This window comes from Geobacter sp. OR-1 (assembly GCF_000813145.1).
GTDB lineage: Bacteria > Desulfobacterota > Desulfuromonadia > Geobacterales > DSM-12255 > Geoanaerobacter.
Genome location: NZ_BAZF01000003.1, coordinates 38,595 through 51,569, shown reverse-complemented (window position 1 = coordinate 51,569; position 12,975 = coordinate 38,595). Strand labels below are relative to the sequence as shown.

11 protein-coding genes are annotated in these 12,975 nt (G+C 57.4%); 4 read left to right on the top strand and 7 right to left on the bottom strand.

Going from position 1 to position 12,975, the window contains the following annotated elements; all coding sequences use genetic code 11:
• The first annotated feature begins 33 nt into the window (after window positions 1–33).
• The 4 genes from OR1_RS03820 to OR1_RS03805 all read left to right on the top strand — a co-directional run bounded on the left by OR1_RS03820 (window position 34) and on the right by OR1_RS03805 (window position 6,301).
• Window positions 34–1,809 carry an ABC transporter ATP-binding protein gene (locus OR1_RS03820; protein WP_041970113.1) on the top strand — a complete coding sequence of 592 codons (1,776 nt, stop codon included), beginning with the start codon at window positions 34–36 and terminating at the stop codon, window positions 1,807–1,809.
• Between the two features lie 104 nt (window positions 1,810–1,913).
• Entirely contained in the window at window positions 1,914–4,727 is a 2,814-nt protein-coding gene (uvrA, locus tag OR1_RS03815; RefSeq protein WP_041970112.1) for an excinuclease ABC subunit UvrA, read from the top strand.
• Between the two features lie 120 nt (window positions 4,728–4,847).
• On the top strand, window positions 4,848–6,089 hold the full coding sequence (locus OR1_RS03810) for an MFS transporter (protein WP_041970111.1): 1,242 nt from the start codon (window positions 4,848–4,850) through the stop codon (window positions 6,087–6,089).
• Window positions 6,090–6,097: 8 nt separating this feature from the next.
• A complete protein-coding gene (locus OR1_RS03805) occupies window positions 6,098–6,301 on the top strand; it encodes a SlyX family protein (RefSeq protein ID WP_041970110.1) in 204 nt (67 codons plus the stop codon).
• A 218-nt stretch (window positions 6,302–6,519) separates the two neighbouring features.
• Here OR1_RS03805 and rsmG read toward each other — a convergent pair whose 3' ends face one another.
• The 7 genes from rsmG to rpmH form a co-directional block, all read right to left on the bottom strand.
• Entirely contained in the window at window positions 6,520–7,170 is a 651-nt protein-coding gene (gene rsmG / locus OR1_RS03800; RefSeq protein ID WP_041970108.1) for a 16S rRNA (guanine(527)-N(7))-methyltransferase RsmG, read from the bottom strand.
• Window positions 7,167–9,041, bottom strand: coding sequence for a tRNA uridine-5-carboxymethylaminomethyl(34) synthesis enzyme MnmG (mnmG, locus tag OR1_RS03795; RefSeq protein WP_041970107.1), 1,875 nt, complete (start codon window positions 9,039–9,041; stop codon window positions 7,167–7,169). Before mnmG ends, rsmG begins: the two co-directional genes overlap by 4 nt.
• A gap of 116 nt (window positions 9,042–9,157) precedes the next feature.
• Window positions 9,158–10,522 carry a tRNA uridine-5-carboxymethylaminomethyl(34) synthesis GTPase MnmE gene (gene mnmE / locus OR1_RS03790; RefSeq protein WP_041970106.1) on the bottom strand — a complete coding sequence of 455 codons (1,365 nt, stop codon included), beginning with the start codon at window positions 10,520–10,522 and terminating at the stop codon, window positions 9,158–9,160.
• A gap of 15 nt (window positions 10,523–10,537) precedes the next feature.
• A complete protein-coding gene (gene yidC, locus OR1_RS03785) occupies window positions 10,538–12,133 on the bottom strand; it encodes a membrane protein insertase YidC (protein WP_041970104.1) in 1,596 nt (531 codons plus the stop codon).
• A gap of 18 nt (window positions 12,134–12,151) precedes the next feature.
• Window positions 12,152–12,364: a membrane protein insertion efficiency factor YidD gene (gene yidD, locus OR1_RS21375; RefSeq protein WP_082002792.1), complete on the bottom strand. Its 213-nt coding sequence runs from the start codon at window positions 12,362–12,364 to the stop codon at window positions 12,152–12,154.
• Window positions 12,357–12,719 (bottom strand): ribonuclease P protein component, encoded by a 363-nt coding sequence (gene rnpA / locus OR1_RS21370; RefSeq protein WP_082002791.1) that lies wholly within the window; start codon window positions 12,717–12,719, stop codon window positions 12,357–12,359. Before rnpA ends, yidD begins: the two co-directional genes overlap by 8 nt.
• Window positions 12,720–12,869, bottom strand: a complete 150-nt coding sequence (rpmH, locus tag OR1_RS21365) for a 50S ribosomal protein L34 (RefSeq protein ID WP_082002790.1) — start codon at window positions 12,867–12,869, stop codon at window positions 12,720–12,722.
• Between the last annotated feature and the right edge of the window lie 106 nt (window positions 12,870–12,975).

Below are 12,975 nucleotides of genomic sequence, written 5' to 3'. Positions count from 1 at the left end.
TCAAATGGGTAGTTTGTTGGCAGGGGGAGTTTAATGCGTTTCGGCGGGATATACGAAGACGAGATCGTCGGCAAGGCCTATGACCGGGCGCTGATGGGGAGGTTCCTGGCGTATCTGCGCCCCTATCGCTGGCTGGTGCTGGTTACCCTGGCCATTCTGCCGCTGACCACTGCAGCCAAGCTTGCCCAGCCGCTGCTGATCAAGCTTGCCATTGACAATCATATCGTGACCGGCCAGATGGCCGGAGTGCCGAAGATCGCCGCGGGTTTCCTGGGGCTGATCATGGTCGAATCCCTGCTCTCGTTCACCGAAGTCTGGCTGCTGCAGTATATCGGCCAAAGGATCATGCAGGACCTTCGGCTGGAGCTGTTTGTTCATGTGCAAAGGCTGTCCACCTCCTTTTACGACCGGACCCCGACAGGAAGCCTTGTTACCCGGCTGACCAGCGACGTGGAGGTCCTGGGGGAGATGTTTGCCGCCGGCATCATTACGGTGGTGGGCGATCTGCTGCTGCTGGCAGGCATCGTCGGGGTGATGCTCTGGATGAACCTCCGGCTCTCCCTGGCCACGTTTTCGGTCCTCCCGATACTACTCTGGGTCGCCTTTGCCTTCCGCCGCAAGATGCGGGCCGCCTTCCGCCAGGTGCGGTCGCGGCTTGCCGCACTGAACAGCTCCCTGAACGAGTCCATCGGCGGCATATCGGTCATCCAGCTGTTCAACCGGCAAAAATCCGAGCAGGAGGAGTTCCGGCGCCTCAACTCGTCCTACCGCGACGCCAACCTGCCGGTGATAACCTGGGACGCCTCGCTCTACGCCGCGGTAGAAGCGCTCTCCTCCGTTGCCGTAGGCCTGTTGATTTGGTACGGCGGCGGCGAGATAATCAGCGGCGCCCTGACGTTCGGCGCCCTGGTCGCTTTCATCCAGTACATCGAGAAGTTTTTCTCGCCGATCCGGGACCTCTCGGCCAAATATTCGGTGATGCAGGGGGCAATGGCGGCACTGGAGCGGCTGTTCAACCTGCTTGATACCAGCGAGTACCTCCCGGAGCCCGCTGCAGGCGAAACAATATCACCTCCACACAATTTCAGCGCCATCGAGTTCCGCGATGTCTGGTTTGCCTACAAGGGGGAGGAGTATGTGCTGAAAAACTTCAGCCTCACGATCTCCCAGGGGGAGAAGATTGCGCTTGTGGGCGAGTCCGGCGGCGGCAAAACCACTGTAACACGGCTGTTGTCGCGGCTGTACGACGTCATCAAGGGGAGCATCGCCATTGACGGAATCGATCTGCGCCGGATGCCGGTCGCCGAGCTCAGGCAAAGGATCGGCATAGTCCTCCAGGATCCGTACCTCTTTACCGGCAGTATCGAGGACAATATCTGCCTCAATGACGATACGATCCGCCCCAGGGTTGCCAAAGCCGCCGCAGTCGTCGGTGCCGACCGCTTCATCGAGCGGCTCCCCAACGGATACCGGGAAGAGGTCCGGGAACGCGGGGTCAACTTCTCGGCCGGCGAGCGCCAGCTGATCTCGTTTGCGCGGGCAGTGGCATTCGATCCGCAGATCCTGGTCCTTGACGAGGCCACGGCCAGCGTGGACACGGCCAGCGAGAGGCTGATTCAGGAAGGTTTGCAGCGTCTTATGGCGGGCAGAACCACACTGGTCGTGGCGCACCGGCTGTCAACCATTCGCGATGCCGACCGGATCGCGGTAATCCATCGCGGCGAGAAGGTCGAAGAAGGGAGCCACTCCGAGCTGCTGGCCAGCCAGGGGCTGTATTACCGGCTCCACAGCCTGCAGTTCAAAAGCTAGTAATCTCTCCTGTCATAACCACACTGCCGGATGCAGCTCTGCTTATTTCATGATATCGTTACTATGTGTTATATTGCTAACTTATTTCCGCAAACGGGATGCTTATGTCTCACGAAAAAATTGTTATCAAGGGCGCCTGCGAACATAATTTGAAATGTATCGACGTCGAGATCCCCCGCGACCAGCTGGTCGTTATCACTGGCATCTCCGGTTCGGGGAAATCGACCCTGGCGTTCGACACCATCTACGCCGAAGGGCAACGCCGGTACGTTGAGTCCCTGTCCGCCTATGCGCGCCAGTTTCTGGAGCAGATGGAAAAACCGGACGTGGAGTCCATCGAAGGGCTGTCTCCGGCCATTTCCATCGAACAGAAGACCACCAGCCGCAATCCCAGGTCTACCGTCGGCACGGTTACCGAGATTTACGACTACCTGCGCCTCCTTTTTGCCCGGGTAGGAAGGCCTTATTGCTACAGCTGCGGCAAACTGATCGCCTCCCAGACCGTATCGCAGATGGTGGATCAGGTCATGTCCCAGCCTGAGGGGACCAAGATCCAGCTCCTGTCCCCAATGGTCCGGGGCCGCAAGGGCGAATACCGCAAGGAGCTCAACCAGCTCCGCAAGGACGGCTTCACCCGCGTCATCATCGACGGTACCCCGATCGAGCTGGCCGACGAGATCGAGCTGGACAAGAAAAAGAAGCATGACATCGACATCGTCGTTGACCGGTTGATCGTCAAACCCGGGATCGAGCGGCGGCTGGCCGATTCCTTCGAGACCGCGCTCAACCACGCCGAAGGGGTGGCAAAGGTCGCCATCGTCGGCGGTGATACAATTTTGTTCTCAGAGGCCCTGGCCTGCATAGACTGCGGCATCTCCTACCCCGAGATGACCCCGAGGATGTTTTCCTTTAACAACCCTTACGGTGCCTGCCCGGACTGCACCGGCTTGGGGACCAGGATGTATTTCGATGCGGAGCTGGTGGTGCCGAATCCTGAGCTGTCGGTCCGCGAAGGCGCCATCGCCCCCTGGGAGAAGCGGCTGTCGTCCTGGTACCACATGACCCTGGACGCCCTTGCCAAGGCGTACAAGTTTGACATCCGGACGCCGTTCAAAGACCTTCCGGAAGATGTGCGCGACATGATCCTGAACGGGTCCCGAGGTGAGAAGATCGAGTTCTGGTGGGAGGAGGACGCCGGACGCCGCCATACCTACCAGAAGGAGTTCGAAGGGGTGCTGAACAACCTGGAGCGCCGCTGGAAGGAAAGCGATTCCGATCAGGTCCGCGAGGATCTGGAAAAGTACATGAACATCATGCCCTGCCCTACCTGCAATGGTGCGCGGCTCAAGCCCGAGGCGCTGTTCATCCGCGTCGGGGAAAAGAACATCGCCGAGGTCACTGCCCTGTCGATCCGGGATTGCCTGGAGTTCTTCGCCGGGCTCAAGCTCACGGAAAAAGAGGCCGAAATTGCCCGGCGCATCCTCAAGGAGATCAGGGAGCGGCTCAACTTTCTGGTCAACGTCGGACTCGACTACCTCTCCCTGGACCGTACCGCCGGCACCCTTTCCGGCGGCGAAGGGCAGCGGATCCGCCTTGCCACCCAGATCGGGTCGTCCCTGGTCGGCGTGCTCTATATCCTCGACGAGCCGTCCATAGGGCTGCATCAACGGGATAACGTCCGGCTTCTCAATACCCTCAAGCATCTGCGGGATATCGGCAACACGGTGCTGGTGGTGGAGCATGACGAAGAGACGATCATGGAGGCGGACCATGTGATCGACATGGGACCCGGCGCCGGGGTCCACGGCGGGGAGGTCATCGCCCAGGGGACGCCGGCGGAGATCATGGCCAACCCCGCGTCTCTGACCGGAAAATACCTGTCCGGAGAACTGTCCATTCCGGTGCCGGCCAAGCGCCGTACGGCCGACAAGTTTCTGAAGATCGTCGGGGCGACCGAGAACAACCTGAAGGACCTCACCGTGGATATACCACTCGGCGTCATGACCTGCGTCACTGGCGTTTCCGGCTCCGGCAAGTCGACCCTGGTGATCGACACCCTGCACAAGGTGCTCGGCCAGAGGATCAACCGGAGCCGTGAACGCGCCGGCGCCGTCAAAGACGTGCTCGGCCTGGAATACCTGGACAAGGTGATCAATATCGACCAGTCGCCGATCGGCCGTACCCCCCGCAGCAACCCGGCCACCTACACCGGCGTCTTTTCCGATATCCGCGACCTCTTTGCCCAGCTCCCGGAGTCAAAGATCCGGGGCTACAAGCCGGGCCGCTATTCGTTCAACGTCAAGGGGGGGCGGTGCGAGGCCTGTTCCGGCGACGGCATCATCAAGATCGAGATGCATTTCCTTCCGGACGTCTACGTGCAGTGCGAGGTCTGCAAGGGAGCCAGGTACAACCGGGAAACCCTTGAAGTCCGGTACAAGGGGAAATCGATCGCCGATCTACTCGCCATGACCGTATCCGAGGCATGCGAGTTTCTTGGCGCAATCCCCAAGGTCCGCAACAAGCTCAAAACCCTGGAAGAGGTCGGCCTCGGCTACATCCAGCTCGGACAGGCCGCAACCACCCTGTCCGGCGGCGAGGCGCAGCGGGTAAAGCTCGCCAAGGAGCTTGCCCGGCGCGCTACCGGCCGTACCATCTATATCCTCGACGAGCCCACCACCGGTCTTCATTTCGCCGATATCGCCAAGCTCATGGACGTACTCCGTCAGCTCGTGGCCGGAGGCAACTCGATCGTCATAATCGAGCACAACCTGGACGTCATCAAGACAGCCGACTGGATTATCGATCTCGGCCCCGAAGGGGGCGACCGTGGGGGCGAGATCGTCGCCTCCGGCACGCCGGAAGAGCTGGCCCGGATAACCCGCTCCTACACCGGTCAGTTCCTCAGGAAGCTGCTGTAATAATATTACCTTGAAAATCCTCCTTGACGTGGTGGATTTTCAAGGCAACAGATGAAAAAATGGCACCTGCACCTGTCAGTTTTATTCAAAGGAAGTTGCTATGACGAGTGTTTTTTTGCTATGACGTGGACCAACAGGCCCGGATACTGCTGGATCGTCCTGTTTGCCGGCACCCTTGCCGTTTTTGCCGCGCTGGGCTTGGCGCGCTTCGGCTATACGGTTGTGCTGCCGGCCATGCAGACCGGCCTGGGGCTGGACAACACCCAGGCAGGCGCCCTGGCCACGGCAAACCTGGCCGGCTACCTGGCCATGGCCGCCATTGGCGGTGCGCTGGCCTCCCACCTGGGTCCAAGATCGGTTATCGCCGCCGGGCTGGCTGTTTCCGGCCTGGCCATGATCCTGACCGGAATGGCCGATTCCTTTCTTGCCGCTGCTGCCTGGCGCTGCCTGACCGGGGTCGGCAGTGGCGCGGCCAATATCGCCGTTATGGGAATGTGGGCCGCCTGGTTTCCGGCAAACCGCCGCGGTTTTGCAGCCGGGATCGCCGTCAGCGGCTCCTCCCTGGCACTGATCGCGGTCGGGCCGCTGGCGCCGGAATTAATGCAGCTCTACGGCCAGTCCGGCTGGCGATTCTGCTGGTACCTGTTCGGCGCGGCATCCCTGGCAATCGCCTTGCTCTGCCTTCTTCTGGTCCGCAACCGCGGCGCTGCATCCCTTTCCCTGGCCACCCCCTATGCCGGCGCCACCCAAACTCCTCCGGCGGTGAACCGTTCCTGGAGCTCGGTCTACCGGTCATGGCCGGTCTGGCATCTGGGATTTGTCTATGTCGCCTTCGGTTTCTCCTATATCATCTTCATGACCTTTTTTGTCAAGCACCTGATCAGCGCCGGCGGGTACAGCCGGGCCGAAGCCGGCAGCCTGTTCATGGCCATGGGATGGGCAAGTCTTATGGGAGGTTTTCTCTGGGGTGCGATCTCCGACCGGATCGGCCGCAAGCACACGCTGGTCGCAGTTTACCTGATTCACTCGGCAACCTTTGCCCTGTTCGGCCTGACCACGTCCAGGTGGGGTTTCATAGTTGCCGCGGTCTGTTACGGACTTTCGGCCTTTAGCATCCCGGCAATCATGGCCGCGGCGTGCGGCGACATTCTCGGTCACAGGATGGCGCCGGCAGCCCTCGGCTTCGTAACCCTATTTTTCGGCATCGGCCAGGCGGTCGGCCCCAGCGTTGCCGGCATGATGGCCGACAGCTCCGGATCGTTTGCTACTGCCCTGCTGCTCGCTTCCCTGGTGGCGCTGCTCGGAGCCATCGGGTCCGCCACCCTGCAGAGCAGGCCGAACCAGGACGAATCAGGATTGTGAGGGGAAAAATGGAAGAGCGGATCATCGAGCTGGAAACCAGATATATGCACCAGGAGAAGACAATTTCCGAGCTCAGCGAGATCGTCTACCGCCAGGAGCTGACCATCAAACGGCTGGAGACTGATATAGCCATGTTGCGGGACCAGTTGAGCATTGCGCTGCCGGCACTGACCAGGTTACCCGACGAGGAGGAGCCGCCTCCGCATTACTGATCCGTTACCGGGATCGCGTTGCGCACAAAAATTAGGCATGGTCGGAATCGCATTTTGTAATCCGATCTGCCCGGTAAGTCTATGCCTAACTATTAGGCATTTTACCGGCTTTCAAATTTGATCTCTGGAAGCGAAAAGCCTTGCGGGAAAGGGGTAGGCAAGCGAATATGACCCGGGACGATTACAGGCCGATTTCGGCGCAATGAAAAAGTGTCAAGCTATTTTCTCCCGATGATAACAATTCCCCGTTCATCACCGGTTATCGGCAGCCGCAGCTCTCTGGTTTCGATCACCGCCAGGCCGAGCTCATCGAGCTCTCGGCCGGCTTCAACGATTTCCTCGCGCCACCGGCTCCCCTTCATGGCGATCAATCGGCCATTCTCGGCCAGAAACGGTGCGCCCAGCCGGGCGAGTACCGCAACATCAGCAACGGCCCGCGCCACCACGAAATCAAAACGCCCCCCTTCTTTTGCCAGCGCCTCCACCCGGGTATGCAGCGCCTTGAACCGTTCCAGGCCGAGCAGTCTTGACACCTGGCGCTGAAAGTTGATCTTCTTTTGGACGGAATCGACAGAGAGCAGGTCGAGGTCATGACGAACGATCTTGAGCGGCAGACACGGAAACCCGGCACCGGAGCCGAAATCGAGCAGGCTGGCGCCAAGCGGCAGACTGGAGTTGATCGTAAGCGAATCGAGGTAATGCTTGACGATTATGTCCCGGGGATCAGTGAGCGCCGTGAGGTTCAGCTTCGCATTCCAGCGCAACAGCTCATCGGTGAAAAGTCTAAACCGGTCCAGCTCCGAATCTGACAGCTCTATCCCGAGTTCTTTGGCGCCGTCACGGAGAAGTTCCATTTCGGCTGGACTCATTTTCGCCCCCTCGACTTCAGCGCTACCGACAGGATGGCAATCGCCGCAGGCGTGACGCCGGGGATTCTGGTCGCCTGCCCAAGGGTGTCGGGCCGGAACTTCTGCAGCTTTTCCCTGACCTCGGTAGACAGCCCTGAAAGCTGGCCATAATCGAATTCCGCCGGTATCCGCACCGCTTCAACTCCCCGGGACCGCGCCACCTGATCGAGCTGACGATCGATATACCCCTGGTACTTGACCTGTATTTCCACCTGCTCCCAGACCGCGTCATCCGCTTCACTGACCGTCTGGTCGAGCGCTATCAGATCGCGCCAGGTGAAATCGGGCCTGCGCAGGAGCTGCTCGTACGTTACCGCATTCTGCATCCCGGTCAGTCCGTATCTCTCCAGAAATTGCGGATCTGCGGACGACGGCAGGATCCGTGCCTGCCTGATTCTTTCCAGCTCCGTGCCGATCAGGTCCCTTTTTTCGCTGAATTTACCGAATTCTTCTTCAGATACCAGGCCGATTGCTCGCCCCTTTTCTCGCAGGCGGATGTCGGCATTATCCTCCCTGAGCAGCAACCGGTATTCGGCCCGCGACGTGAACATCCGGTACGGCTCCTTGGTTCCGAGCGTGACCAGGTCATCGATCATCACGCCGATATAGGCCTCGTTGCGCCCCAGGACCAGCGGCTCTTTCCCCTGAACCTGCAGGGCGGCATTGATCCCGGCCATCAACCCCTGGCCGGCTGCCTCTTCATAACCAGAAGTGCCGTTGATCTGCCCGGCATGATACAGATTGCGAATGAGCTTGGTTTCCAGGGAAGCATGGACCTGAATCGGATCGACATAGTCGTACTCGATCGCATACGCCGGCCGCATGATCTCGACCCGCTCCAGCCCCTTGATGGAGCGGTAAAACGCCCATTGCACATCTATCGGCAGCGACGTGGACAGCCCCGAAGGATAATACTCCACGGTGTCGGCCCCTTCAGGCTCGATGAAGGTCTGGTGCCGGTCGCGATCAGGGAACCGGACCACCTTGTCCTCAATCGAGGGGCAGTAGCGCGGCCCGATCCCTTCTATGATCCCGGCGTACAACGGAGACCGGTCCAGCCCCGAACGGATGATATCGTGACTGAGCGGATTGGTATAGGCGATATAGCACGGCACCTGGGGACGGTCGATTCGCTCCGTGGCAAAGGAGAACGGCGCCGGTGGGTCATCGCCAGGTTGCGCCTCCAGCCGGCCGAAATCGATGGTTCTGCCATCCAGGCGTGCCGGAGTGCCGGTCTTGAGCCTGCCGACGCTGAACCCCAGTTCGCGCAGTTGGTCGGACAGCCCGATGGACGGGATATCGCCGGCCCGGCCGCCGGGGTAGTTCACCAGCCCGATATGGATCAGCCCCCGCATGAAGGTTCCGGTAGTAAGAACAACGGTCGCCCCCTGGTAACGCACCCCTGCCCTGGTGTCCACCCCCAGCACCTGGCCGTCTTCGACATGCAGCGCCGTAACCTCGCCCTGCTTCAGATCGAGCCGCTCCTGGCCTTCGAGGATCCGTTTCATCCGGAGCCGGTACTGCTGCTTGTCGGCCTGGGCCCGGGAGGCCCGGACTGCCGGGCCTTTCCGGGTATTCAACACCCTGAACTGGATTCCGGTGGCATCGATGTTCTTTGCCATCTCACCGCCCATGGCATCGATCTCCTTCACCAGATGCCCTTTGGCCAGCCCGCCGATGGCAGGATTACAAGACATGAGCGCGATCGCATCGAGGTTGATGGTCAGCATCAGCGTCCTGCACCCCATCCGTGCCGCGGCAAGGGCGGCCTCACACCCCGCGTGCCCCCCGCCAACCACAATCACGTCATATTTGTTGTCATACATGATCATTACGAGTCGCTCCATTGAGCTGCGCATGATTCATACGGCCGCACATGAGACCGTAACCGCGCCGCAAGCCCGGATTTATCGGGATACTGCATACATGTTTCACGTGAAACATGACCTCACTTGCCAATACAGAACCGGGAGAACACCAGATCCAGCACATCGTCCGGAGTGGTTTCTCCTGTTACCTCACCTATTGCACCAAGAGCTTCACGAACGTCAATCGCCACAATTTCCAGCTGACCGAAACTGAGTGCCGCCAAAGAGCCTTGCAGCAATTTCACGGAATTCGTAAGCGCCTCAAAATGACGCTCCTGGGAAATTGCCGCATATTCCCTGCTGTCAACGGCGGTCCCGGAGATGAAGGCACCATGGATTTCGCTCCTCAGTCGATCAATACCCTCGCCCGTGACGGTAGAGATATCTACGACCGGATAACCGGCAAAGAGATCGGGCATGCTGATGGCCTCAGGGAGGTCGCTCTTATTTCTGACCACCAGAATGTTGCGACAACGCGTTTCCTGATGAATCCGGAGATCGTCCGTGTCGAGCGGCCGCGAGCGGTCAAGAATAAACAACACGAGATCAGCCCGGGAAATCCTGTCAAGGGCCAGGTCGATACCGAGCTGCTCAACCAGGTCGGATGTTTCCCTGATCCCGGCCGTATCGAGCAGCCGTACCGGAAGCCCCTGGATATTTATGACCTCTTCGATGACATCCCTGGTTGTGCCCGGCAGTTCCGTAACAATAGCCCGCTCTTCCCGCAACAGGGCATTCAGAAGGCTTGATTTTCCGGCATTCGGTTTCCCGGCAATCGCCACCGAGACCCCGTCACGCAAAACCTTGCCTTCGTTGAAGCTGGTCAGCAACGTCGAAAGGCCGTCTATGGCCGTGGTGATTGACAGCTTCAGGTCCTCGACAATCGGAAGCTCGATATCTTCTTCAGGGAAATCGATATGCGCTTCGACCATTGCCGCCACGTCCCGAAGGGAATCCCTGATTTCCGTAATGCGGCCGGACAGCACACCTTCGCGCTGATGTTCGGCCATGCGCAAGGCCGCGTCGGTCTTGCTCCTGATGACATCCATAACCGCTTCTGCCTGGAGCAGATCGATTCTGCCGTTGAGAAATGCCCTTTTGGTGAATTCGCCCGGCGCCGCCAGTCGCGCCCCTGCTGCAAGGGCCTGTTCCAGAACCTTCCTGGTGACCAGGACACCGCCATGGCAGTGGATTTCGAACACGTCTTCCTTTGTATAGGAACGGGGCGCCCGCATCAGAACGCAACAACCCTCGTCAAGGATGTCGCCATCGGCAGTTACTATCGTGCCATAACAAAAACGGTGGCTTCGAAAGCCACCGTCTTGTCTTGATCTGAATATGGCAGCCCCGATACGCGCCGCATCGTTACCACTTATCCTCACAATGCCGATCCCGCCCTCTCCGACAGGGGTGCTGATGGCAGCTATTGTGTCTCTTATGTACATCGTGAACCTTCCATCCTACTTTACGGTTCGGTTGATATAGGACTGTTGCGCAATGGTCAGGATATTGTTGACCAGCCAGTAAAGGACCAGACCGGACGGGAAATTCAGGAACATGAAGGTGAAGACCACCGGCAGCATCAGCATCATCTTGGCCTGAACCGGATCCATGTTTGTCGGGGTCATCTTCTGCTGGATAAACATGGTAACGCCCATAACAAGCGGGGTCACGTAATAAGGGTCTTTTGCCGAGAGATCCTGGATCCAGAAATAAAACGGCGCATGACGCAATTCGATTGAAAACATGAGCGCCTTATACAGCGCGAAGAAAACCGGGATCTGGACGACCATTGGCAGACAGCCGCCGAGCGGATTGACCTTGTGGGCCTTATACAGCTCCATGACCGCGCGGTTCATCCCGTCCTTATCGTTCTTGAACTTCTCCTTCAGCTCCTGCATCTTTGGCTGAAGCTTCTGCATCTCCTTCATCGATTTGTAACTGGTATGCGTAAGCGGGTAAAAGAGAATCTTCAGAATAATTGTTATGATGATTATGGCCAGGCCGTAATTGCCGACATATTTCTTGAAAAACTTGATGGTTATGAGCAGAGGTTTGGCAATGGCAGAAAACCATCCGAAATCGATAACCTCTTCGAGCCTGCTCCCTTGAGCCTTCAGGACTTCCAGATCCTTTGGCCCGAAATAGATACGATAGGCCGCAGCAACCGATTCGCCGGGCTTCAGAACGATCTGCGGAGAAGAGATGACGCTTTCCACCTGGCTGGGATTCAATTGGTTTATCTTTACCGAAGCGATGGATGCGTCTTTTGCGATTACGCTATTAAGAAAATACTTGTCCGCAAAACCGGTCCAGATGATCTGCTTATCATAAGCCTTGGCCCCTTTGGCAAGGTCTGCAACCGGCACGGTTGAAACCTTGTCGTCAGCCAGGGTAACCGGTCCATATACCTCGTATCGACCTTCCTTGCTGCCGGTTATGACCTTGTTGGCAAGGGTGAGCCGCAGGGTTCCGGCCTGCTGAACAGCGCCGACTGAAGAAAGTTGCTGAACCAGCTGAATTCCATAGTCGTTACCGGAAAAAGAATAAACCTTCCTGAGAACTACTCCCTGATTCGACGTCCAGACAAACTCCAGTTCCTTCTTTTCAGCCCCTGACGCTTTAATGACTGCAGGTGCCGATGTTGCGAACTGCGCGTTCGGATCGATCAGAAATCCGTCTCCTGAAGTCGTAAGTGTCCTGTTGCTGCTCCCGTCGATCAGTGCAATCTCAGGAGAACCCGGTCGTGTCGTCTCCCGGTAAGATTTCAGGGTTAACTTTTTTATTGCCCCGCCCTTTGAGGTGAAAACGGCCCGATAAAGATCGGTCTCTACCGAAATATCGCGCTCTTCCTGCGCAACCGGAAGCGCTCCCTTTGTCAGATCCGGTTTGACAACAGTTTCGGCTTGCGTGGTAACGGTATTCCGGGAGCTGCTAGTCGAACCCTGTACTGCTGTCGTCTTGGCGACCTTGGCCGGAGGCGGGGGAAACAGAAATGAAAAACCGTACATAACTGCAATTGAGAGAAGTACGGCAATGAGGACTCTCTTTTCCATAAATAAACCTCGCAAAATCTATTTGACGGGATCAATACCGCCTGGGTGAAAGGGATGGCATTTAGCAAGACGGAGGAGGGTCATCCAAGCACCCCGGAATAAACCGTACTTTTTTAGCGATTCTATAGCATATTGGGAACAGCTGGGATAAAAACGGCAGGGGGGAATCAACAGAGGAGACAGGCACCGTTGATACAAAACGATCATATGGATAACGATCCGGTTAACCATGCTCAGCCTTAAACTGTTGCAGAATCTGCCTCAGATCGTTGCAAACACCCTGAAGATTCAGGTGAGCGGCACTACTTCGGGCAATTATGGAATAATCTGCTGATTGAAACCAACCTTTGTTCAATCTATAGCATTCCCTGACAAGTCGCTTTATATGGTTACGTACAACAGCACCGCCAACTTTGCGGCTGGCTGTTATTCCTATTCTCGCAGAGGCACTGCACGCAGGCAGTCTGATGATGATAAAATGCCTGCCCGATCTTCTGTGCCCTTCCCTGCTTACCTTGAGAAATTCTTCGCGACGGAGTAACCGCTCACCCTTATTGAACGAATAAAGAGTTGCTTCTCGATTCAATTACTTGCTTGCTATGGTTACAGAGAGTCTCTTGCGACCTTTTGCACGACGACGCTTGATTACCAACCGCCCATTTTTTGTTGCCATGCGAACCAGAAAACCATGCGTTCTTTTTCTTGAAGTATTACTCGGCTGAAATGTCCTTTTCATCTACCCACTCCTTATGTTCTCGATACGTTTTTACCCTAAATGAAATGTGTTTTATACATGCTAAGGCATTTATAAGTCAATAGAAATTTCAATAACTATTAAATAA

Bases quoted from the DNA above. Each gene is read 5' to 3' on its own strand.
- OR1_RS03820 (WP_041970113.1), top strand. From the start codon at position 34: ATGCGTTTCGGCGGGATATACGAAGACGAGATCGTCGGCAAGGCCTAT.
- uvrA (WP_041970112.1), top strand. From the start codon at position 1,914: ATGTCTCACGAAAAAATTGTTATCAAGGGCGCCTGCGAACATAATTTG.
- OR1_RS03810 (WP_041970111.1), top strand. From the start codon at position 4,848: ATGACGTGGACCAACAGGCCCGGATACTGCTGGATCGTCCTGTTTGCC.
- OR1_RS03805 (WP_041970110.1), top strand. From the start codon at position 6,098: ATGGAAGAGCGGATCATCGAGCTGGAAACCAGATATATGCACCAGGAG.
- rsmG (WP_041970108.1), bottom strand. From the start codon at position 7,170: ATGAGTCCAGCCGAAATGGAACTTCTCCGTGACGGCGCCAAAGAACTC.
- mnmG (WP_041970107.1), bottom strand. From the start codon at position 9,041: ATGATCATGTATGACAACAAATATGACGTGATTGTGGTTGGCGGGGGG.
- mnmE (WP_041970106.1), bottom strand. From the start codon at position 10,522: ATGTACATAAGAGACACAATAGCTGCCATCAGCACCCCTGTCGGAGAG.
- yidC (WP_041970104.1), bottom strand. From the start codon at position 12,133: ATGGAAAAGAGAGTCCTCATTGCCGTACTTCTCTCAATTGCAGTTATG.
- yidD (WP_082002792.1), bottom strand. From the start codon at position 12,364: ATGGTTAACCGGATCGTTATCCATATGATCGTTTTGTATCAACGGTGC.
- rpmH (WP_082002790.1), bottom strand. From the start codon at position 12,869: ATGAAAAGGACATTTCAGCCGAGTAATACTTCAAGAAAAAGAACGCAT.